Origin of the sequence: Ensifer sp. WSM1721 (genome assembly GCF_000513895.2) — a bacterium.
Classification (GTDB): Bacteria; Pseudomonadota; Alphaproteobacteria; order Rhizobiales; family Rhizobiaceae; genus Sinorhizobium.
Map to the genome: position 1 here is coordinate 203,443 of NZ_CP165782.1, position 20,448 is coordinate 223,890.

A 20,448-nucleotide genomic window follows, 5' to 3' on the forward strand; every position below is an offset into this window, starting at 1 on the left:
TTGCTGGAATTGCTCTAAAGCGCGACGTAACGGTCGGCGCGGTGGTTTATCGCCACGAACAGGTTGAGGACGACCGCACCCAGTACCGACCACATGACGACCGGTGGCGCGGTAACCGCGAATGCGGTGGCGAGCACGACCATGTCGATCGCAAGCTGCACGAGACCGGCGCGGATGCCGAAGCGCTCCTGCAGGTAGATGCCCAGTATGCCGACGCCGCCGAGGCTGGCGCGGTGGCGATAGAGCGCCAAAAGACCGTATCCGAGCAGGAGCCCGCCGATGAGGGCGGCCCAGCCGGGGTGGATCTCCCCGATCTCGAAGAGGCGCGATTGCGCGTCCATCAGGAACGAGGTGAGCCCGATGGCGATGAAGGTCTTGAGCGTGAAGGCCCGGCCGAGCCGCTTCAGCGACAGATAGAAGAAGGGCAGGTTGAGCAGAAAGAAGGCGAGGCCGAAATTGACGCCTGTGGCATAGTGCAGGAGGAAGGCGATACCGGCGGTACTGCCGGTCAGAAGTCCGGCACTCGCCAGGAAATAGAGGCCGAGGGCGGCGACCAGGCTGCCGGAGAAGATGCCCTGCGCGTCCTCCACCGGCGTGTGCCGGGTGGGGCTGGTGTTCCAAAGACCGAAAACTCTGCTTGCCTGTGCCATGGCGAACCCTCAGATCGCGATGACAGCAGCATTGCTGCAATGCACAAGAATAATCAAGAAAATACGTAAGTAATGCTGACCTATTTTCGCGAACCTGCCTTGCGTCTCACGCAGACTTTCGTGCGATGAACAGGATACCAGCGACGGGGTGACCCGCATCCCTGCGGATGGTGGAGCGCTCGACCGCAACAATCGACAGGCCGCTCGCGGTACAGCGAGAGACGACATAAGCTTCCGAGTGCGCGTAGCGCAGGGATGATCGGAGGACGAAACTGTCGATCATACCCCCATCCTCGACGGAAAATGCGAAGAGGCCGCCAGGCGCGAGTAGATGGTCGGCGATCACAAAGACGCTTTCGAGATTGCCGAGATACATCAGCACATCGGCCGCGCTGACGAGGTCGGCGCGCCCTGCGGCCAGCGTGCCAAAAACGCCCGAGCGCTCCGGTGCCAGCGACAGGTCCGCCTGGCCGAGACGGTCATAGATCGCCTTGTTCTCCGCCTTGGCGAGCATGTTGGCGGAAAGATCGAAGCCCTCGAGGACATCGGCGCGGCCGCGGATGCGCTCGCCGAAGAGCCCGGTGCCGCAGCCGAGGTCGACGACATGTCGAAAATGGCGACCGCCCGCCCGCTCGATGAGCGCGGCGAGCTCCTCGGGCACGCTGTAGTGAAGCTTCTCGACGAGCGCACGATCAAAGCGCTCCGCATAGTCATCGAAAAGCCGTTCCACATAGGGGCTTGGCGGCTGCTCCGGTGTGTCGACGGCACCAAGCAGGGCGAGCTTGAGGCCGGCGCCGAACACGTCCTTGGGGTTGAGGCGAAGAGTGTTGCGCAGAGCTTCGGCCGCCGCCTCTTTTCGGCCCGATTTTTCCTCATAGTCCGCGAGCCGGAACCAGCCGGCAGCCCAATTCGGTACAAGCTCCAGGGCCTGAGCCATGAGTTCAGCCGCGCCTTGGGCGTCGCCGGCCTCGGCGAGCATCTTCGCGTAGTCGGCGCGGCGGTCGGCGATCAGGTCGCCGGAGGAGAGTTGGTTTAGGGACATCGGGGTGACGGCTTGGTTGCGATCGGCGCATCTGACGTCGGACGAGCTAAAATACAAGCGGAATCTGGAAGACCGGACAACCGTTTTCGCCATGTCTTGCAGGCTAGGGAATGGCGGCTTATTGAAGGATAACAGGCGAATCTCGCCCATATCGAGCGGAATGAAATGTCGGACGGAATAAACAAATTCTTAGGTGATTCGCCGCTGCGCGTGCTGGTCAAGCTCATCGTCGTGTCGATCCTGGTCGGCTTCGTCATGACCGTCTTCGACTGGTATCCGGCCGATATTCTCTACGCCATCCGCAATTTCCTTGTCGATATCTGGCGTACGGGCTTTGCGGCGCTCGGCCGGGTGGGCGATTACCTGCTGCTCGGCGCCGCCATCGTCATTCCCGCCTTCATTATTCTTCGCATCCTGAGTTATCGACGGTAATCCATGCAAGATCCGTTTTTTCTCGCCCGCAGGCGGCTCCTTCTGCGCGCTGGCGCCATGATTTCCCTAGGCCTGATCGCGGGCTGCACGACTTCCAATGTCCTTGGCCCGGATGACGGCACCGGCAGCGACCAGACGGAAGCGACGCTCGGCTATGTCAACAGGCTGCGCGAGGGTAGAGGACTCTTGAGCCTCGCCGGCGATCCCGTTGCATCCGTTGCGGCGAAATACCAGGCCTTGCGCATGGCGCGTGCCGGCAAGATGAAGCACAATATCGGCTGGCGCGACAGTTTTGGCGACCGGATGAGAGGACAGGGCGTCACGCTCCCGGCTGCTGAAAACATTGCGATGGGCCAGGAGGATGCCGAGCGCGCCTACCAGGCCTGGTTCCACTCTCCGAAACATCTTGAGAATATGCTGGGCAACTACCGGGGCCTCGGGGTCGCCGTGGCGCAGAATTCCGCTTCCGGAAACCGCCCCTATTGGGCCATGGTGCTTTGCAGTTGAGCTGATTCCCGAAAGACCTGCGGGACCAGCCCGTCGGGATCGGGAAAAGATGACCGCAGCGGAAAGCCTGGAACGCAATCGAGACGCCAGCGAAGCGGGGCCGTTCCACGTCACCAATCGGCTGATCTTCTCGATCGCCCTGCCGATGACGCTCGGCTTCCTGACGACGCCGCTCCTCGGCCTCGTCGATACCGCCGTCGTCGGCCGGCTCGGCCGCGCGGAACTGCTTGCCGGCCTCGCCATCGGCGCAGTGATGTTCGACCTCATCTTCACCACTTTCAATTTCCTGCGTGCGTCAACCACGGGGCTGGTCGCGCAGGCCTATGGGCGCGGCGACCGGCGCGAGCAGCAGGCGGTCTTCTGGCGTTCGCTGGTGATAGCGCTCGTCTCCGGCGTTGCCATCATCCTTCTGTCGCCCCTTCTCATCGCCGCCGGCCTGTGGTTGATGGGACCGGATGCGGAAGTCGCGGCGGTGACGCGCACCTATTTCCTCTACCGCATCCTCTCCGGCCCGGCGGCGCTCGCCAATTATGCGATCCTCGGCTTCGTGCTCGGCCGCGGCGAGGGTTCGATCGGCCTCTTCCTGCAAACCATCATCAACGGCACCAACATCGTGCTGTCGATCCTGCTCGGCCTGGTGCTGGGCTGGGGCGTGGCCGGTGTCGCGGTCGGCACGGTGGCGGGGGAGGCGATCGGTGCGCTCGCGGGTTTCGCGATCGTCTACGGCCGCTTCGACAAGAGGGACGCGCCCGACTGGGCGACGATCTTCGCGGGCGAGCGCCTGAAGGCGCTCCTCGGCCTCAACCGCGACATCATGATCCGCTCCTTCGTGCTGCTTGCTGCCTTCACCCTGATGACGCGGATCGGTACATCGCTCGGGCCGGTCACGCTTGCGGCGAATGCGGTGCTGATGACCATCTTTCTGGTCGCCGGCTATTATCTCGACGGCCTTGCCAATGCTGCGGAGCAACTGACCGGACGATCGATCGGCGCCGCCTATCGCCCGGCCTTCGACCGCACCCTCAGGATGACGGCGCTCTGGTCGCTGGGGCTCGCCGCGCTGACGACGCTTGCCTTCCTCGCCTTCGGCAATGTGCTGGTCGACGTGCTGACGACGGCGCCGGACGTGCGCGAACTGGCCTACGAATACATGCCCTGGGCCGCGGTGACGGCCGTGACCGGCGCGCTCGCCTTTCTGATGGACGGCGTTTTCATCGGTGCGACCTGGTCGCGCGACATGCGCAACATGATGCTGGCTGCGTTCCTCGCCTATTGTGCCGCGCTCACCATTTTGGTGCCGGTGTTCGGTAACCATGGCCTCTGGGCAGGGCTCAACCTGTTCCTGCTGATGCGCGGGCTATTCCTCTTGATGCTGGTTCCGCGCCGGGCGGCTCAGACCTTCCGCCCGGCCCAATAATCGAGCCGGCTGTCGCGGATATCTCGGATCGAAGTGAGCCTTTCCCGGTCGCAAAGCGCCGAGAGACCGCGCACGACCCGGCTTGGCAGACACGGCCCCTGATAGACCATGCAGGAATAGAGCTGTACGAGATCGGCACCCGCGCGGATCTTCTCCGCAGCGGTTTCCGCCGAACTCACGCCACCGACGCCGATGATCGGCAGCTCCGGCCCCACGCGCTTGCGCATCCGGGCGAGCACTGCCGTCGATTTTTCGAACAAGGGCTTGCCGGAAAGGCCACCCGCCTCCCTCGCCTGCCTCTGGTCCTTGAGCCCTTCGCGCGAGAGGGTGGTGTTCGAGACGATGAGGCCGTCGAGATCATGCGCCAGCACTTCCGCCGCGATGTCGTCCATGCCCTCCTCGGTGAGGTCCGGGGCGATCTTGAGGAGGACGGGAACCCGTCGTCCGTTTTTCTTCGCTTCCTCGGCGCGGGCCGCAAGCACGGCCGAGAGGAGCACCGCGAGGCTCTCGCGCCCCTGCAGGTCGCGCAGGCCCGGCGTGTTGGGCGAGGAGATGTTGGCGGTGAAATAGCGCGCGACCGCGTAAAAGGTGCGGATCCCCGACACATAATCGGCAACGCGATCGGCGCTGTCCTTGTTGGCGCCGATGTTGACGCCGATCAGCGCCTCACGCGAACAGGCCTTGAGCCGCGCCAGCGCCGCGCCGTGGCCCTCGTTATTGAAGCCGAGACGATTGATGACCGCCTCGTCCTCGACGAGTCGAAAGATCCTCGGCTTGTCGTTGCCTGCCTGCGGCCTTGGCGTTACCGTGCCGATTTCGGTGAAGCCGAAGCCGATCTTCAGGAGCGCTTCGGGCACCTCGGCGTTCTTGTCGTAGCCGGCGGCCATGCCGATCGGATTGGGAAAGGTGAGGCCCGCAAGGGTTTGCTTAAGTCTCGGATCGGCCGGCGCGGCGGAGCCCGGGACCAGCCCGCTCTTCAGCGCCTTGATCGAAAGACCATGCGCGGTTTCCGGATCGAAGAGGAAGAGGCCGCGGCGTGCGAGGAATTCGATCGGACCGCTCATGGGGCAAGCTCGGGGAAGATGTGCAGACCGTCCGAACCCAAAGGCAAGGGCTTTTCCCACTGAACCGCGGCGAGCGGGAGCGGAGCATAGAGATGCGGAAACAATGCGCCGCCGCGCGATGGCTCGTAGACGAGCTTGTCGCCCAGCGCCTCAGCGTCGACGGCTACGAGCAGCAGGTCGTCCTGGCCTTCGAAGTGCCGAGCGGCCGTTTCGGCCACCTGGTCGCGGGTCGAAAAGTGAATGAAGCCGTCTGCAAGGTCAACGGGCGCGCCGATAAACTGCCCCGTCCGCCGCGCTTCCTGCCACAGAAGCGTCGGAACGATCTTGTATATTGTAGCCTTCATCTTGTCCGCTTTTGCGTAGTGAATCCAACCATGGCCTTGCCGCAAATATTGGCGCATGTCCACCGCGGAGCGTAAGATTGAAGCGGATTTCCGTGAGCATTCAACGGAGAGGACATCATGAGGCAAGTAATCACAGTGCTTGCGTTCGGCTTGGGCTTCGCCCTCGGCGCGCCGGCTTACGCGCAGGAACCGTCGCCCGGCCGCTACAGTATGCAGAAATCGGAGACGGGGTTTGCCCGGCTCGACACCGAGACCGGTGAGGTCTCGCTCTGCCACGAAAAGAATGGAGAGCTCGTTTGCAGGATGGCCGCCGATGAGCGGGCCGCTTTCGAGCGAGAGCTCGACCTTCTGACGAAACGTGTCGAAGCATTGGAAAAGGCCGTGAAAAGCGGTGAAACCGCCGTAAAACCGTCGCTTCCGGATGACGAAGAGATTGACCGGGCTATGGGCATCATGGAAAGAATGATGCGCAAGTTCATGGAGATCGTGAAGGATCTCGAAGGCTACGGAAGCGACTCCACCGACGAAGGTGAGGGTGCGCCGCAGAAGACCTGAGGAAGCCGGCCGGTCGTGAATGGTCGTGTTGGAGGACCGCCGCCCGCACGGTCCTGAAATCGGGATCGGCTGGCGACAAGATGATGCGGCGACTACAGCGCGGTGCGTCTTTTCAGACGCACAAAGGGCGCTGTAGCACCTGAATTGCTGCATGTTTTTATCCTTAAATCGACGACGATTTAAGGAACATGCAGTGAGACTGTTGCAGTGATCCATTGCGCTCCGACGAAGCGTGGCGCTGCAAGATCGCAGACTGAGGCTCTTGGGAGGGGGCGTCACTATGCCGGAAATGACCATCATCATCGCCGACGACCATCCACTTTTTCGCGGCGCGATGCGCCAGGCGTTGGGCGGCATGTCCGGTGCGCCGGCCGTCATCGAGGCAGGGGATTTTGCCGCCGCGCGCAAGGCCGCGGCCGAAAACCCGGATGCGGACCTGATGCTTCTCGACCTATCTATGCCCGGCGTCAGCGGTCTCTCCGGTCTGATCGCCCTGCGTGCCGAGTTCCCGAGCCTGCCTTTGATGATCGTCTCGGCCCAGGACGACCCGGCAACGGTCCATCGCGCGATCGATCTCGGCGCAGCCGGTTTCCTTTCCAAATCCGCCGGGATCGACGAGATCCGCGAAGGCATCGAGAAGGTCATGGCGGGCGAAGTTTTCGTTCCGGCCGGCTATGACCAGAACCAGGAATATGAACCGGAGGTCGCCGACCTCATGCACCGGTTGCAGACGCTCACGCCGCAGCAATCACGCGTGCTCTCGATGCTCGCCGAGGGCCTGCTGAACAAACAGATCGCTTACGAACTCGGCGTCTCCGAGGCGACCATCAAGGCGCATGTTTCGGCGATCCTGTTGAAGCTCAATGTCGACAGCCGTACCCAAGCCGTCATCCAGCTTTCCAAGCTCGGGACGGTTGCGGCTGCGTGAGGAGCCGCTCCTGTCATTGACGATTTTTTGCCCCCATCCGCTGCCGGCATCTACTCTGCCGCCGCGCGGGCCGTCGCGGCAAGCTGGGTGAGCCACGCGCGCATCGCTGCCGGACGCACCGGCTTGTGCTGTAGCGAGACACCGTCGCGCTCGGCGGCGCCGCGCACTTCGGGAGTGCGGTCGGCGGTCACCATCAAGGCCGGAATACTCGCGTCCCACAGCCCGCGGATGCGCGCGATCGCATCGATCCCGGTACCGTCGCCGAGATGATAATCGGCGACGATGGCGTCCGGCCGCACGCTCAGCCTGTCGGGTCCCATTTCGGAGCAGGCGGCAAGCGATTCGGCCGTCGTGACGACGCAGCCCCAGCCGCTTAAGAGCAGCGCCATGCCTTCGAGGATCTTCGGCTCGTTGTCGATGCAGATGACGGTGAGGCCGGTCAATGCGTCGTTCGCCTTCGCCGCCGCGACGGGTTGCGGTTTTGGCCGTTCGCCGGCGCTCGTGTCGAGCGGCACCGCGACCTTGAAGCCGGTGCCTTTGCCCGGCTTCGATTGCAGGCTGACCGGGTGGTTGAGCACGCGGGAGATGCGGTCGACGATGGAGAGGCCGAGCCCGAGCCCGGAAGCGGTACGCGCGCCCTCGTCGAGGCGCGCGAATTCCTTGAAGACCGTGCGGAATTTCGAGGAAGGAATGCCGATGCCGGAATCGAGCACTTCGACCGTCGCCGTCTGTCCCTGTCGGCGCACCCCGACGAGCACCTTGCCTTGCAGCGTGTATTTCACGGCATTCGAGACAAGGTTTTGGATGACGCGGCGCAAGAGATTCGGATCGCTGCGCACGGTGAGCGATGTCGGCATGACGACGAGCTTGATGTTCTTTGCCCGCGCCATCGGCGCGAAATCGGTCTCGATGCGCCTGAGCAGCTCGTTGAGCGGCACGGATTGCAGCCGCGGCTTCATCGCGCCGGTGTCGAGCCGCGAGATGTCGAGCACGGCGCCGAGAATGGCCTCGACCGATTCGAGCGACGAATCGATATTCTGCACCAACGCCCTGTTGTCGGAATCGCCGAGGCGCTCGACGAGCGAGGAGGAGTAGAGCCGAGCCGCATTCAAGGGCTGCAGGATATCATGGCCGGCGGCCGCGAAGAAGCGGGTCTTGCCGATATTGGCCTCTTCGGCGGCAGCACGCGCCTCGGCGAGCTCGCGGTTGACGCGCGTCAGTTCGCCCGTCCGCTCGGTGACGCGCAGTTCCAGCGTTTCATTCGCCTGCTTGAGCGCCATGTCGGCGGCGACGCGCTGGGTGATGTCGGTATAGGTGGTGACGATGCCCTTGTCGGGCATCGCATTGGTTCTGACTTCGATGATGCGCTCGCCGCCCGAAAGTTCGAGCAGGAAGGGCTTGTCGAGCGTCAGGAAGTTGGCGATCAGCGCCTTTTCCTCGTCCTTGCGGATGTCGCCGCGCCGGGCGAGGATCGCGACGATGTCGGCGAGCGGAAAACCGACCTGACCGGTTGCTTCCGGTAGGTCGAGCAGCTCGCGGAAACGGCGGTTCCAGATGATCAAGTTGTTGGCGTTGTCGAAGACGGCGATGCCCTGGTCCATCTGCGACAGCGCCGTCTGCAGCATGTCCTGATTGTATTGGAGCGCCTCGCTCGCCTGGTCGAGCAGCCAGGCCGTGTCCGAGGAAGTGTCGTCCATCCGCTGCAAGACGAGCGAGAGCACGAGGCGCGCCGAAGAGGAGCCGATGGCACTGCCGAGCAATTGTTCGGAGAAATGGACCAGGGCCATGTCGGCCGAGGTGTTGTCGTCCAGCCAGCGGCCGGATTGCTGCTCATAGGTATGGAAGGAGCGCTGCATGCGCTCCTCGCCCATATAGCGGGCGATCGTGGTCTTCAGGTCGCGCACCGTCACCTTGGTCTTGCGCCCGCGGAAAGTCCGTTCCGTGCGCGACCGCCGGGTGATGAAGACGCCGGCCTGGAAGCGCTCGAGCGGCTTCGGCGCACGCGTCAGCGAGCCCAGCACATAAGCCGCCACATTGACGAGCATGCTGAGAGCCGTCGCGTTGACGAGCGGGTCGGATTGCGGACCCGAGAAGAGTTCGGTGAAGGGGAAGAGAAAGCTCAGCACCGTCGAGGCGATGTGGGAATTATCGGGCCCGCCGAGGCTCGGCAGAAACAGGACATAGGCCCAGACGAGAAAGCCGCTGACCATCCCGGCGATCGCGCCGCGGGCATTGGCCTGTCGCCAGACGAGACCGCCGAGAAGCGCCGGCGCCATTTGCGCGATCGCGGCGAAGGAGAGCAGGCCGAGCGAGGCGAGCCCGGCGCTGATGTCGGCCGCGCGATAGTATCCGTAGCCAAGAAGCAGGACGACGAAGATCGCCGTGCGGCGGATATTGAGCAGCGTGCCGGCCATATCCTCCTGGAGCGAGCCGCGCGTGCCGAGGCGGCGGCGCAGAAATACCGGCATCACGATGTCGTTGGAGACCATGATCGACAGCGCGACCGAAGCGACGATGACCATGGCGGTCGCCGCCGAGAAGCCGCCGATGAACGTGAAGAGCGTGATGAGCGGCACGTCGCCGGCAAGCGGCAGGGCCAGGAGATAGAGGTCCGCATTGCCGGAGCCTGAGAATGTCAGGACGCCGGCGATCGCGATCGGCAGGACGAAGAGGTTGATCGCGATCAGATAGAGCGGGAAGAGGATGCCGGCGGTGCGCAGTTCTGTTTCCGTGCGGTTTTCCACGACGGTCACGTGGAACTGACGCGGAAGCATGATGATCCCGAATGCGGAAAGGCCGATCAGCAGGATCCAGCGCGCGACCGGCGTCTGGTATTCGAGCGCGGAAAGCACGGCGGGGCTTTGCTGGGCCTCGGCCCACAGATTCGCAGGTCCCTCGAACAGCACGAAGACGATGTAGATGCCCACCGTGAGCATCGCCACCAGCTTCACCACCGACTCCATCGCAATGGCGAGGATCAAGCCGTCCTGATGTTCGGTTGCATCCGTGTGGCGCGTGCCGAAGACGATCGCGAAACAGGCGAGGAAGAGCGTGACCAGGAGCGGCAGGTCGATGAAGTTCTGGCCCGAGCCTATACCGTAGTCGCTCGTGTCGATCATCGTGGCGACCGAACTCGAGACCGCCTTGAGCTGAAGCGCGATATAGGGAATGGCACCGACCAGCGAGATCAGCGCGACGATTGCCGCGACCGCCGGGTTCTTGCCGTAGCGTGCGGCTACGAAGTCGGCGACCGAGGTCAGCCTTTCGGTCTTGGCGAGCCGGACAATGCGGCGGATGAGCGGTATGCCGAGCGTGAACATGAGGATCGGGCCGATGTAGATCCCGGTGAATTCGAGCCCGCGTTCGGCCGCAAGGCCGACGCCGCCGAAATAGGTCCACGACGTGCAGTAGATCGCAAGGCTCAGCGCATAGACGAGCGGCCGGCCCTTGCTGGCAATTTTGTTGCGTCTGGCTCGCCGGTCGCCATAGCTTGCGACTGCGAAGAGCAGCAGCAGATAGGCGAAGGCCGAGGCAAAAATGACCGAACCCGAAAGCATGCCTCACTCCTCCGTAAGCCAGCATAGGGCAAGTCCATTTCGTTGGAAATTGCCGGCCCATCAGTCTTAAGTACAAGACTGGCAGCGCGTCGCCCGCCTCGCACGCAACAATGGCAGCAATCGGTTGGGTGCAATTTGACCGAAGACAAAGGCCGGTTCCATCGCGCCGCCCTTTGGTCTAAATTTCTAACCAGCGGTTGCCGCGCGGCAGTGCTGCGATCATTCTTAACGGGGAGCCACGGAGAGAGGCATGCTGAACGAATTCAAGGAGTTTATCGCCCGCGGCAATGTGATGGATCTTGCCGTCGGCGTGATCATCGGCGCTGCCTTCAGCAAGATCGTTGATTCGGTCGTCAACGACCTCGTCATGCCGATCGTCGGCGCGCTCACCGGCGGCGGCTTCGACTTCTCGAATTATTTCCTGCCGCTCTCCGGCAATGTCACCGCGCCGACGCTTGCGGCCGCCCGCCAGCAGGGCGCGGTCTTCGCTTATGGCAACTTCATCACCGTGCTCATCAATTTCCTGATCCTTGCCTGGATCATCTTCCTCCTGATCAAGATCGTGAATCGCCTGCGTGCGTCAATCGAGAGGGAAAAGACGCCGGCGCCGGCTGCGCCGCCGCCGCAGGACGTCCTGTTGCTATCGGAAATTCGCGATCTCCTGAAGCAGCAGCGTGCCTGACACCACCGTCGCTACAGCGCCGTGCGTCTTTTCAGACACACAAAGGACGCTGTAGCACTTTGAATTGCTGCATGTTTTTATCCTTAAATCGGCTACGATTTAAGGAAATATGCAGTAGCGGGCCTGGCGTGGGCGTCGAGCAGCGGCACACATCACGGGAATCGATAAATAGGTCAGAGAAAATCGCGTGATCGACGACGTCAAAGCGTCTAGAAGCGGCGGGCGCTTCACTTCTTTGTTTTTATGCATGTCGTTATTCCCAAAACCGCTGCGCACTTTTGGGCGACATGCATTAGGAGCCCGCCGACGATGACGATCATGACCAGCCTCAGCCCCCGCGCCCTTTCGGCGCCCGAAAGCGGCATCGTCGAGGTGGTGAACTATGCGCGCGGCCGCGAGGGACTTATTCCGCTCTGGGTCGGCGAGGGCGATCTTCCGACGCCGGACTTCGTCAGCCGCGCGGCGGCCGACGCGCTGATGGCCGGCGAGACCTTCTATACGTGGCAGCGCGGCATTCCGCCGTTGCGCGAAGCGCTGGTCCGCTATTACCAGCGCCGCTTTCAAAAGACGCTCTCGCCCGAGAATTTCTATGTGACCGGTTCGGGCATGCAGGCGATCAAGCTGGCGATCGAGGCGGTCGCCTCGCCCGGCGAGGAGATGGTGCTTTTGACCCCGGCCTGGCCGAACTTCGCGGCCGCGGCGGATCTCTCCGGCGTCCGCCCGGTCGCCGTGCCGCTCACATTCGAGAACGGCAAGTGGCAGCTCGATCTCGACCGTCTCGAGGCCGCGATCGGAGCGAAGACGCGGGCGCTCTTCATCAACACGCCGTCGAATCCGACGGGCTGGACAGCGACGCATGACGATCTGAAGGCCATTCTATCGCTGGCGCGCAAGCATGGCATCTGGATCATCGCCGACGAGATCTACGCGCTCTACCACTATCTCGGCGGGCGGGCGCCGTCGTTCCTCGACGTCATGGAGGAGGATGATCGCATCCTCTTCGTCAACTCCTTTTCGAAGAACTGGTCGATGACCGGCTGGCGCGTCGGATGGATCGTCGCGCCGCCCCCGATGGGGCAGGTGCTCGAAAATCTGATTCAGTATTCGACTTCGGGCGTTGCGCAATTCATGCAGCGCGGCGCGGTTGTCGCCCTCGACGAGGGGGATGGCTTCGTCGACGAGAACGTCGCCAAGGCAAAGCGCAACCGCGATCTCCTCTGCGATGCGCTGATCGCGACCAATCGCGTCGAAACGCTCAAGCCCGACGGTGCGCTCTACGCTTTTCTGAAGATCGACGGCGTCACCGACTCCCGCCGTACGGCTCTCGACATCGTCGACAAGACCGGTGTCGGGCTCGCTCCGGGAACCGCCTTCGGCGAGGGCGGAGCGCTCTTCATGCGCGCCTGTTTTCTGCGGGATCCCGGCCAGATCGCGGAGGCCGCGGAGCGTCTTCGCACCTATATTCTCAGCCGCTGACGATCGATCGATAAGATTTAAGCGATCGAGGAGGCGGAGGCTTAACCACGGTACCGAGAATAGGTGGTCCTGACCGGCGAGAAGCGGTCCGATTTACCAATTCTGAAAGCAGCGCTCGGCTTTTCTCTTCCTATGTTTGATGGGATGGGAAGCGGCTAATGGCCGTATTGGTGACGGGCGGGGCGGGTTATATCGGCAGCCACATGGTGTGGTCCTTGCTTGACGCGGGCGAAGCCGTGGTGGTGCTCGATTTCCTGTCGACCGGCTTCCGCTGGGCTGTGGCACCGGAGGCGCGTTTCTATTTCGGCGATGTCGGCGACCGGGCGCTGCTTCAGCGAATCTTCGCCGAGAACGACATCGATGCGGTCGTGCATTTCGCCGGATCGGCGGTCGTGCCGGAATCGGTCGCCAGACCGCTTGCCTATTACGAAAACAACACGGCGAATACCCGCACGCTCATCGCTTCGACGATAGAGGCCGGCGTTCGCCACTTCGTCTTCTCCTCGACCGCCGCCGTCTATGGAACCCAGGACACGCCGGATCCGGTCAAGGAAACGGCGACCCTGCGCCCCGAGAGCCCCTACGGCCGCTCCAAGCTGATGTCGGAGATGATGCTGCACGATGCCGGCGCAGCGCATGACTTCAGCTTCGTGGCGCTGCGCTACTTCAACGTGGCGGGCGCCGACCCGCTCGGCCGTGCGGGACAGTCGACGCTCGGCGCCACGCATCTGATCAAGATCGCCTGCGAAGCAGCCCTCGGCAAGCGCCGCAAGGTCGATGTGTTCGGGACCGACTACCCGACGGCGGACGGCACCGGCGTGCGCGACTATATCCACGTCAGCGACCTGGTGGCCGCCCATAGGAACGCCCTCCGATATCTTCGCCGCGGCGGCGAGCCGCTCGTCAGCAATTGCGGCTATGGGGAAGGCTTCTCGGTGCTCGAGGTTCTCGATGCCGTGCGGCAGGTTTCCGGTCGCGATTTTCCCGTCGATTACGCGCCCCGGCGCCCGGGCGACCCCGCGCAAGTGGTCGCGGATCCCACGGTCGCGCGGCTTAAGCTCGACTGGGTGCCGACCCACGCGAGCCTGGAACATATCGTCCAGAGCGCTTTCGACTGGGAGGGACATCTCGGCCGCAAGAACAGCTTCGACGACGACCATGAGAAAGACGGGCGGCTCGTCGCCAGCGACTGAAGCGCCCACGCAGCGAGGAATGTCAAGAATCGTCCTCGCCGAGCAGTTTGCGCTCATGTGCGATGGCATGCTCGATGAGCTCAGACCACAGGCGCTCGTAGAAGTCGGGTGCTAGACCGAGATCGATCGCATTCCGGCGGGCGTTTTCCCGGACCTCGGCGACGCGCGCGGGGATGTCCGCCTTCAGTTTCAACGGCCGCTTGATCTCGGCGGCACGCTCGATATAGCCCCAACGCTCGGCAAACAGCTCCATCAGTGCGCGGTCGAGCCGATCGATCTCGGCGCGCACGTCTGTCATGGTCGTGCATTCTGCGGGGGTTTTCTGCATGTCCGGCTCCTCGCGCGGCGGCTTCGGGCCCCGGCGGTTCGTTCGGCCGCACTGCTAGCAAAGGGGAGACTGGCTGAGAAGGGGTAAAACGGCCGCAGCAAGTGAGACTCGGCTGCTTGTGCGGCGCTTTGCAGCGCACTTGTCGGCCTCACATTCGTCATCCTCGGGCTTGACCCGAGGATCCAAGCACGGGCGACCAGAAGTGTGTCGCGTAGGACGGGTCTGGATTATGGATCCTCGGGTCAAGCCCGAGGATGACGAAAAACTAAAGTGATTGACGGCGTAACGTCGATAGTAGGCGGTGGCAGAGGCCTTCCAACATAGCCCGCTGGTCACCTCGGCGGGCGATCGCCTGCGGAGTAGGGTGCGGTCCTGTCTCCGGCGATCGCCTGCCGACGTGTAGGAAGATATTGCTTTCGCAAGCTTGAGCGGAGCTTTCTCTCCCTACTGCATGTGTCCTTAAATCGTACCCGATTTAAGGACAAAAACATGCAGCAATTCAAAGTGCTACAGCGTCCTTGGTGCGTCTGAAAAGACGCACGGCGCTGTAGAGCAATTCCAGGAAAAGTGTGTAACGGTTTTCTGTCCGGAATTGCGTCCTTTCAAAGGGTTAGATCATGAAACAACGAAATGATCTAACCGCCGAGCACGAGCTTGATCGCCAGGCCGACGATGCTGACCGCGGCGACGCCCGCCGCCCAGAGGCCGACGAACCAGAGAAGCTTTCTCGCAAGCCCGTCCGAACGCATCAATGATAGCCCTCCTCCGGGTCGACCTTGCCGCGGAAGACCCAATAGGCATAGCCGGTATAGGCCAGGATAATTGGCACCAGCACGAGCGCGCCGACGAGCAGGAAGGCGAGGCTGTCGTCAGGAGCCGCAGCGTCCCAGATGGTCAGCGACGGCGGCACGATATAGGGATAGAAGCTGATGCCGATGCCGATATAGCCGAGCAGGAAGAAGCCGAGGGCGGCGAGGAAGGGCTGAACGTCGTGCCGCTCGCGAATGCCCTTGAGGAGCAGGTAAAGGCAGCCGAGGACCAGCAGCGGCACGATCAGGCTGAAGATAGCCGTCGGCCAGCCGAACCAGCGCTCGAGGTAGACGGGCTCGAGGAACGGCGTCCAGAGGCTGACGATCCCCATGGCCGCGACCGTCGCGAAAGAGCATCTGAGCGCGATGCCGCGCGCGCGTTCGGCGAGATCGCCATGCGTCTTCATCGCCAGCCAGGTCGAGCCGAGCAGCGCGTAGCCGACGACGATCGCAATGCCCGTCACGATGGAAAACGGCGTCAGCCAATCCCACCAGCCGCCGACATAGGCGCGGTTTTCGACCGGAATACCCTGGACCAATGCGCCGAGCGCCAGCCCTTGAGCGAAGGCCGCGAGCATCGAGCCGCCGGCAAAGGCCCAGTTCCACAGGAATTCGCCGCGCCGCGTGCGCCAGCGATATTCGAAGGCGACGCCGCGGAAGATGAGCCCGATGAGCATGGCGATGATCGGTGCGTAAAGTGCCGGCAGGACCGTCGCATAGGCGAGGGGAAACACCGCCATCAGGCCGCCTCCTCCGAGCACCAACCAGGTCTCGTTGCCATCCCAGACCGGGGCGACGGAGTTCATCATCACGTCGCGGTCGTGCTTCTCCGGGAACAGCGGGAAAAGAATGCCGACGCCGAGGTCGAAACCGTCGAGAACGACATAGGCGAGAACCGCAAAGGCGATCAGTGCCGCCCAGATAAACGGCAGATCAAAGTCCATGATGGCCTCCATGGGGCTTGGCCGCTGCCGGGCCGGGGGTGACGCCGGCGGTTCGCAACGGTCCCTCGTCGAGTTCCGGCATCGTGTCGCGTGGCAGGCGCGCCATCAGCCGCAGGATGTAGAAGGTACCGGCGCCGAAGACGAGGAAATAGACGATGATGAAGGCGACGAGCGAAGCGCCGACGGCCGGGGCCCCGATCGGGGAGATCGAATCGGCCGTCAGCATGTGGCCGTAGATCGTATAGGGCTGGCGCCCGACCTCGGTGGTGATCCATCCGGCCAGCACTGCCGCGAAGCCCGCCGGTCCCATGAGCACTGCCGTGCGATGGAGCCAGACGCTCGTGCCGAGGGTGCCGCGATAACGACACCAGAGGCTCCAAAGCCCGATCCCGAGCATGGCGAAGCCGATCGCGACCATGACGCGGAAGGACCAGAAGATGATAGGCACGGGAGGATGCAGCTGCTCGGGCACCGTATCGAGGCCGGCGAGCGGCGCATCGAGGTCGTGTTTCAGGATCAAGCTGCCGAGTTTCGGAATTTCAACGGCGTAGTCGATCCGTTGCTCGGCGGAGTTCGGGATGCCGAAAAGGATCAGCGGGGCGCCGTGCTGGTGGCTCTCATAGTGGCCCTCCATCGCCATGATCTTGGCCGGCTGGTGTTCCAGCGTGTTTAGACCGTGCTGGTCGCCGGCGAAGATCTGGATCGGCGCGACGATCGCCGCCATCCACATGGCCATGGAGAACATGGTGCGCGCCCGCCGCGGCGCCGTGTTGCGCAGGAGGTGCCAGGCCCCGCAGGCGCCGACCACGAATGCCGTCGTCAGATAGGCCGCGAGCACCATGTGGACGAGCCGGTAGGGGAATGAGGGATTGAAGATCACCGCCGACCAATCGGCCGGAACGAACTGGCCGACGTCGTTCATGGAAAAGCCGGCCGGCGTCTGCATCCAGGAGTTCACGGCGAGGATCCACGTCGCCGATATCAGTGTGCCGAGGGCGACCATCGCCGTTGCCAGAAAGTGCAGTTGCTGGCCGACCCGGTTGAGCCCGAACAGCATGACGCCGAGGAAGCCGGCTTCGAGGAAGAAGGCCGTCAGCACCTCGTAACCCATGAGCGGACCGATGACCGGTCCCGCCTTGTCGGAAAACACGCTCCAGTTGGTGCCGAACTGGTACGACATCACGATGCCGGAGACGACGCCCATGCCGAAGGCGACTGCGAAGATGGTCTTCCAGAAGTTGAAGAGCTCCAGATAGACCCCATCCTTCTTCCAGAGCCAAAGCGCCTCCAGAACAGCGAGATAACTGGCAAGCCCGATGGAGAAGGCTGGAAAGATGATGTGGAACGAGACCGTGAAGGCGAATTGGATGCGTGCAAGCAGAGTTGCATCGAAGGCTTCAAACACGGCGCGATCCTTTCAGGCGGAGCCATCAGGCGGGGTCTGAGCGCTAGATGGGATCCGTATTCCGCATCGCCGCCCATTGGCGCCGCTCGTCGCCGGCGCCGTCATTTCATCGTGTGATTGAATCTGATGCAAAATTGCCAAAGGTCAATGACAGGCGGATCGTCACGTTGTCACACTGCGGCAATCTTTCGCCTGCGGCATTTTGAATGCGGGGCGCCTGAAGCGCGTCGCGTTCAATCGAATTCATGCGACGCGCTTTAGGTCCTTTTTTGCGCATGTCGTTGTCCCAAAACCGCTGCACATTTTTGGGCGACATGCATTACTCCTGCGCGAGATAGGCCTCGGCAAGCTCCGTCCAGAAGGCGGCGCCGATCGGCAGGAGGTCGTCGTTAAAGTTGTAGCCCGGATGGTGGAGCGGCTTTTCCTCTCGGGACACGCGCGACCCGAGGAAGAAGTAGGTGCCCGGCCTTTCTTTCAGCATATAGGCGAAGTCCTCGCTGCCCATGAACGGCCGCGCGAGATCGACCACCTTGTCCGCCCCCGCGAATCGGATGGCGAGGTCGCGGGCGAAATCCGTCTCCGCCTTATGGTTGATCGTCGCGTCGTAGCTGCGCTGGTAGTCGACCGTCGCGCACATGCCGAAGCTCGCCGCCTGCGCCTCGGCGATCATCCGGATGCGGCGCTCGAGCTCGTCGCGAACGGCCGGATCGAAAGAGCGGATGCCGACGACGATCTCGGCTCGTTCCGGAATAATGTTGCTTGCCGAGCCCGCGTGGAACGAGCCGACGGTGACGACGGACGGATCCATCGGGTGGATGTTTCGCGCGACGATCGTCTGCAGCGCCATGACAATGCTCGCGCCGCAGACGATCGGATCGGCGGTCTCCTGCGGTTCGGCACCGTGACCGCCGCGGCCGTGCACGGTGATCCGCGCTTCGTCGACAGCGGCCATGATCGGCCCATCGCGCAACGCGAACTGACCGAAGGGCAGATTCGGTTCGTTATGGAGCGCGAAGACGGCGTCGCAGCGGAACCTGTCGAAAAGCCCTTCCTCGATCATGATCTTCGCGCCGCCGAAATTCTCCTCGGCCGGCTGAAAGATGAGGTGGATCGTACCGTTGAAATTCTTCCGCTCGGCAAGCGCGCGGGCCGCACCCAGGAGCATCGCCGTGTGGCCGTCATGGCCGCAGGCATGCATCAGCCCCGGCGTTTTGCTGGCGTAGTCTAGGCCGGTTTCCTCGTGGATCGGCAATGCGTCGATATCGGCGCGGATGCCGATCGAGCGGGAGCCGGTGCCACAGATGAGCGTGCCGACCACTCCAGTTTTCGCAAGCCCTGTCGTCACGGTATAGCCGAGCGCCTGGAGACGGCGCGCGATGAAGGCGGAGGTCCGCGTCTCCTCGAGTCCCAACTCCGGATGGGCATGCAGGTCGCGGCGAATGGCGACAAGTTCCGGCATGGCATTGTCGATGGCGGCGGAGAGCATGTCAGGCACCACGGGTTGGTATGCGGTTTTCGAAATAGCGGAAGGCGACGACGAGGATGCCGGTGAGGCACATATAGATGAGCGCAAGCAGGAGTAGCGGCTCGTAGGTCAGGTAGGTTTCCTGCCGCACCTTGGAGATCACCGCATAGACGTCGACGACAGTGATGGTCGCAACGAGAGGCGTCGACTTCAATTGCAGCACGGTCTCGCCGTTGAGCGTCGGTAGCGCTCGGTGGATCGCCCGCGGCAGCCAGATGCGCCGGAACGTCGTCCAGCGTCTCATGCCATACGCGCGGGCGGCTTCCAGTTCCCCCGCAGGCACGCCCGCAAAGGCGCCGCGCATCACCTCGCCCTCATAGGCGGCGAAGGAGATCGTCAGCGCCGCGACGCCATAGGGCCAGGCCTCGCGCAGATAAGGCCAGAGAAACGAATGGCGGATCCAAGGAAACTGCGGAAACAGCGAACCGAGGCCGTAATAGAGCAGCCAGAGCTGCAGGAGCAGCGGCGTTCCGCGAATGATGGTGCAGAAGACGCGGGCAGGGGCCTTCAGGAACCAGGGGCCCGTCACCTGGGCGAGGCCGAGCGGCACGGCGAGCAGGAAACCGAGTATCGCCGTGCTGAAGAGCATAGCGAGGCTCACGAGGATGCCGGAGCCGAGTCTTGGCAGGTAACGCGGCAGCCAATCCCACCGCATGAAGATCGCGACCGCGAGGAAAAGGCCGGCGAAGACCAGCATCAGCACTATGCGGTGCGGTTTGAGGAAACTCTCCGGCTTAGGGAGATCTTCCGGCGTGAAGGCGAGCGCATGTGTCGTTTCGTCGGTCATCTTTGCTCCGCGAAACCGCGGCGGGCATGCCGCTCGATGATGCCGATGAAGACGTTGGAAACGAGCGTCAGCGCAAGATAAAGGGTGCCGGCGGCACAGAAAAAGAGGAAATAGGCCTTGGTCGCACCGGCCGCCTGCCGTGTGACGAGCGTCAGTTCGCTGAAGCCTACGACCGCGAGCAGCGCCGTGTCCTTGGTGGCGATCAGCCAGAGATTGGCAAGGCCGGGAATGGCGTAGGGCAGCATCGCCGGCAACGTGATGCGCCTCAGAACCTTGACGGGTGACATGCCGTAGGCGCGCGCCGCCTCGATCTGCCCGGCAGGCACCGCCTTGATCGCCCCGCGAAGTACCTCCGTCGAATAGGCGCCCTGCACCACCCCGATCACGAAGATGCCGGCCATCAGCCCGCTGATATCGACGGGCCCGATTCCGGCTGCGCCGAGGAGCTGGTTCAGGAGATCGGTGCCCGCATAGTAGAGGAGCAGGATGAGCACGAGTTCGGGCACGGCTCTGACGACGGTCGTGTAGCACTCCAGCAGGTCGCGCATCACCGGCCCGCCATAGAGCTTGCCGAACGCGCCGCCGACGCCGAGTGCGAGCCCGAGCGTATAACCGCCGATGGCGATTTCGATCGAATGGAGGAAGCCCTGCAGCAGAACGCCGCCCCAGCCAGGGGCCGAGAGCGAAAGCAGGCTCCAGTTGATGAAGGTATCCGCGGCCACGGCAGCCTCTCCTTAAAGAGCGGGATGAGGAAATATGCGCGGTTCCGCCCGCATCCCGCTCCGACACAACATGCACAGGCC

General features: G+C 63.1%; 20 protein-coding genes. 8 read left to right on the forward strand and 12 right to left on the reverse strand.

The window, feature by feature from the left end:
• Positions 1-14: 14 nt before the first annotated feature.
• Positions 15-650: a YitT family protein gene (locus M728_RS00910; protein ID WP_026622011.1), complete on the reverse strand. Its 636-nt coding sequence runs from the start codon at positions 648-650 to the stop codon at positions 15-17.
• A gap of 106 nt (positions 651-756) precedes the next feature.
• A complete protein-coding gene (locus tag M728_RS00915) occupies positions 757-1,692 on the reverse strand; it encodes a class I SAM-dependent methyltransferase (protein ID WP_026622012.1) in 936 nt (311 codons plus the stop codon).
• A gap of 165 nt (positions 1,693-1,857) precedes the next feature.
• Here M728_RS00915 and M728_RS00920 point away from each other — a divergent pair, with 165 nt between their 5' ends.
• The 3 genes from M728_RS00920 to M728_RS00930 are packed head-to-tail and all read left to right on the forward strand — an operon-like array spanning position 1,858 to position 4,048.
• The gene (locus M728_RS00920; RefSeq protein ID WP_026622013.1) at positions 1,858-2,124 is read left to right on the forward strand and encodes a DUF6460 domain-containing protein; all 267 of its coding nucleotides are present in this window, start codon (positions 1,858-1,860) and stop codon (positions 2,122-2,124) included.
• Positions 2,125-2,127: 3 nt separating this feature from the next.
• Complete coding sequence (locus M728_RS00925) at positions 2,128-2,631, forward strand: CAP domain-containing protein (RefSeq protein ID WP_026622014.1); 504 nt, start codon at positions 2,128-2,130, stop codon at positions 2,629-2,631.
• 49 nt (positions 2,632-2,680) lie between these two features.
• A complete protein-coding gene (locus M728_RS00930; RefSeq protein WP_026622015.1) occupies positions 2,681-4,048 on the forward strand; it encodes an MATE family efflux transporter in 1,368 nt (455 codons plus the stop codon).
• Here the strand turns inward: M728_RS00930 and M728_RS00935 are convergent.
• Complete coding sequence (locus M728_RS00935) at positions 4,024-5,112, reverse strand: quinone-dependent dihydroorotate dehydrogenase (protein WP_026622016.1); 1,089 nt, start codon at positions 5,110-5,112, stop codon at positions 4,024-4,026. The two genes, M728_RS00930 and M728_RS00935, sit on opposite strands and share 25 nt — an antisense overlap.
• Entirely contained in the window at positions 5,109-5,456 is a 348-nt protein-coding gene (locus M728_RS00940) for a DUF952 domain-containing protein (RefSeq protein WP_026622017.1), read from the reverse strand. Before M728_RS00940 ends, M728_RS00935 begins: the two co-directional genes overlap by 4 nt.
• A 117-nt stretch (positions 5,457-5,573) precedes the next feature.
• On the opposite strand from M728_RS00940, the gene M728_RS00945 reads away from it, so the two are divergent.
• Both M728_RS00945 and M728_RS00950 read left to right on the forward strand, forming a co-directional pair.
• Positions 5,574-6,011 carry a hypothetical protein gene (locus M728_RS00945; RefSeq protein WP_026622018.1) on the forward strand — a complete coding sequence of 146 codons (438 nt, stop codon included), beginning with the start codon at positions 5,574-5,576 and terminating at the stop codon, positions 6,009-6,011.
• A gap of 280 nt (positions 6,012-6,291) precedes the next feature.
• Entirely contained in the window at positions 6,292-6,939 is a 648-nt protein-coding gene (locus M728_RS00950) for a response regulator transcription factor (RefSeq protein ID WP_026622019.1), read from the forward strand.
• Between the two features lie 50 nt (positions 6,940-6,989).
• Here M728_RS00950 and M728_RS00955 read toward each other — a convergent pair whose 3' ends face one another.
• Positions 6,990-10,496 (reverse strand): PAS domain-containing hybrid sensor histidine kinase/response regulator, encoded by a 3,507-nt coding sequence (locus M728_RS00955; RefSeq protein ID WP_026622020.1) that lies wholly within the window; start codon positions 10,494-10,496, stop codon positions 6,990-6,992.
• Between the two features lie 250 nt (positions 10,497-10,746).
• Between M728_RS00955 and mscL the strand changes: the two genes are divergently transcribed.
• From mscL to galE, 3 genes are all read left to right on the forward strand, one after another.
• A complete protein-coding gene (gene mscL, locus M728_RS00960; RefSeq protein ID WP_026622021.1) occupies positions 10,747-11,178 on the forward strand; it encodes a large conductance mechanosensitive channel protein MscL in 432 nt (143 codons plus the stop codon).
• A 309-nt stretch (positions 11,179-11,487) separates the two neighbouring features.
• Complete coding sequence (locus M728_RS00965) at positions 11,488-12,654, forward strand: pyridoxal phosphate-dependent aminotransferase (RefSeq protein WP_026622022.1); 1,167 nt, start codon at positions 11,488-11,490, stop codon at positions 12,652-12,654.
• A gap of 158 nt (positions 12,655-12,812) precedes the next feature.
• Positions 12,813-13,847, forward strand: coding sequence for a UDP-glucose 4-epimerase GalE (galE, locus tag M728_RS00970; RefSeq protein WP_026622023.1), 1,035 nt, complete (start codon positions 12,813-12,815; stop codon positions 13,845-13,847).
• Positions 13,848-13,869: 22 nt separating this feature from the next.
• On the opposite strand, the gene M728_RS00975 is transcribed toward galE, so the two are convergent.
• The 7 genes from M728_RS00975 to M728_RS01005 all read right to left on the reverse strand — a co-directional run bounded on the left by M728_RS00975 (position 13,870) and on the right by M728_RS01005 (position 20,367).
• On the reverse strand, positions 13,870-14,175 hold the full coding sequence (locus tag M728_RS00975) for a chorismate mutase family protein (protein WP_026622024.1): 306 nt from the start codon (positions 14,173-14,175) through the stop codon (positions 13,870-13,872).
• Positions 14,176-14,923: 748 nt separating this feature from the next.
• The gene (gene cydB / locus M728_RS00980; RefSeq protein WP_026622025.1) at positions 14,924-15,928 is read right to left on the reverse strand and encodes a cytochrome d ubiquinol oxidase subunit II; all 1,005 of its coding nucleotides are present in this window, start codon (positions 15,926-15,928) and stop codon (positions 14,924-14,926) included.
• A complete protein-coding gene (locus M728_RS00985; protein WP_026622026.1) occupies positions 15,918-17,333 on the reverse strand; it encodes a cytochrome ubiquinol oxidase subunit I in 1,416 nt (471 codons plus the stop codon). Before M728_RS00985 ends, cydB begins: the two co-directional genes overlap by 11 nt.
• Positions 17,334-17,439: 106 nt before the next feature.
• Positions 17,440-17,649: a hypothetical protein gene (locus M728_RS00990; RefSeq protein ID WP_156943505.1), complete on the reverse strand. Its 210-nt coding sequence runs from the start codon at positions 17,647-17,649 to the stop codon at positions 17,440-17,442.
• Between the two features lie 3 nt (positions 17,650-17,652).
• Positions 17,653-18,819 (reverse strand): M20 aminoacylase family protein, encoded by a 1,167-nt coding sequence (locus M728_RS00995; protein ID WP_034884103.1) that lies wholly within the window; start codon positions 18,817-18,819, stop codon positions 17,653-17,655.
• Between the two features lies 1 nt (position 18,820).
• Complete coding sequence (locus M728_RS01000) at positions 18,821-19,645, reverse strand: ABC transporter permease (protein ID WP_026622028.1); 825 nt, start codon at positions 19,643-19,645, stop codon at positions 18,821-18,823.
• Positions 19,642-20,367 carry an ABC transporter permease gene (locus M728_RS01005; RefSeq protein WP_026622029.1) on the reverse strand — a complete coding sequence of 242 codons (726 nt, stop codon included), beginning with the start codon at positions 20,365-20,367 and terminating at the stop codon, positions 19,642-19,644. Before M728_RS01005 ends, M728_RS01000 begins: the two co-directional genes overlap by 4 nt.
• Between the last annotated feature and the right edge of the window lie 81 nt (positions 20,368-20,448).

Excerpts from the sequence above, each read along its gene's own strand:
- M728_RS00965 (WP_026622022.1), top strand. The coding sequence starts at position 11,488 with ATGACGATCATGACCAGCCTCAGCCCCCGCGCCCTTTCGGCGCCCGAA.
- M728_RS00930 (WP_026622015.1), top strand. The coding sequence starts at position 2,681 with ATGACCGCAGCGGAAAGCCTGGAACGCAATCGAGACGCCAGCGAAGCG.
- M728_RS00950 (WP_026622019.1), top strand. The coding sequence starts at position 6,292 with ATGCCGGAAATGACCATCATCATCGCCGACGACCATCCACTTTTTCGC.
- M728_RS00995 (WP_034884103.1), bottom strand. The coding sequence starts at position 18,819 with ATGCTCTCCGCCGCCATCGACAATGCCATGCCGGAACTTGTCGCCATT.
- M728_RS00945 (WP_026622018.1), top strand. The coding sequence starts at position 5,574 with ATGAGGCAAGTAATCACAGTGCTTGCGTTCGGCTTGGGCTTCGCCCTC.
- cydB (WP_026622025.1), bottom strand. The coding sequence starts at position 15,928 with ATGGACTTTGATCTGCCGTTTATCTGGGCGGCACTGATCGCCTTTGCG.
- M728_RS00955 (WP_026622020.1), bottom strand. The coding sequence starts at position 10,496 with ATGCTTTCGGGTTCGGTCATTTTTGCCTCGGCCTTCGCCTATCTGCTG.
- mscL (WP_026622021.1), top strand. The coding sequence starts at position 10,747 with ATGCTGAACGAATTCAAGGAGTTTATCGCCCGCGGCAATGTGATGGAT.
- M728_RS00975 (WP_026622024.1), bottom strand. The coding sequence starts at position 14,175 with ATGCAGAAAACCCCCGCAGAATGCACGACCATGACAGACGTGCGCGCC.
- M728_RS00910 (WP_026622011.1), bottom strand. The coding sequence starts at position 650 with ATGGCACAGGCAAGCAGAGTTTTCGGTCTTTGGAACACCAGCCCCACC.
- M728_RS00990 (WP_156943505.1), bottom strand. The coding sequence starts at position 17,649 with ATGTCGCCCAAAAATGTGCAGCGGTTTTGGGACAACGACATGCGCAAA.
- galE (WP_026622023.1), top strand. The coding sequence starts at position 12,813 with ATGGCCGTATTGGTGACGGGCGGGGCGGGTTATATCGGCAGCCACATG.
- M728_RS00915 (WP_026622012.1), bottom strand. The coding sequence starts at position 1,692 with ATGTCCCTAAACCAACTCTCCTCCGGCGACCTGATCGCCGACCGCCGC.
- M728_RS00920 (WP_026622013.1), top strand. The coding sequence starts at position 1,858 with ATGTCGGACGGAATAAACAAATTCTTAGGTGATTCGCCGCTGCGCGTG.
- M728_RS00940 (WP_026622017.1), bottom strand. The coding sequence starts at position 5,456 with ATGAAGGCTACAATATACAAGATCGTTCCGACGCTTCTGTGGCAGGAA.
- M728_RS00935 (WP_026622016.1), bottom strand. The coding sequence starts at position 5,112 with ATGAGCGGTCCGATCGAATTCCTCGCACGCCGCGGCCTCTTCCTCTTC.
- M728_RS00925 (WP_026622014.1), top strand. The coding sequence starts at position 2,128 with ATGCAAGATCCGTTTTTTCTCGCCCGCAGGCGGCTCCTTCTGCGCGCT.
- M728_RS01000 (WP_026622028.1), bottom strand. The coding sequence starts at position 19,645 with ATGACCGACGAAACGACACATGCGCTCGCCTTCACGCCGGAAGATCTC.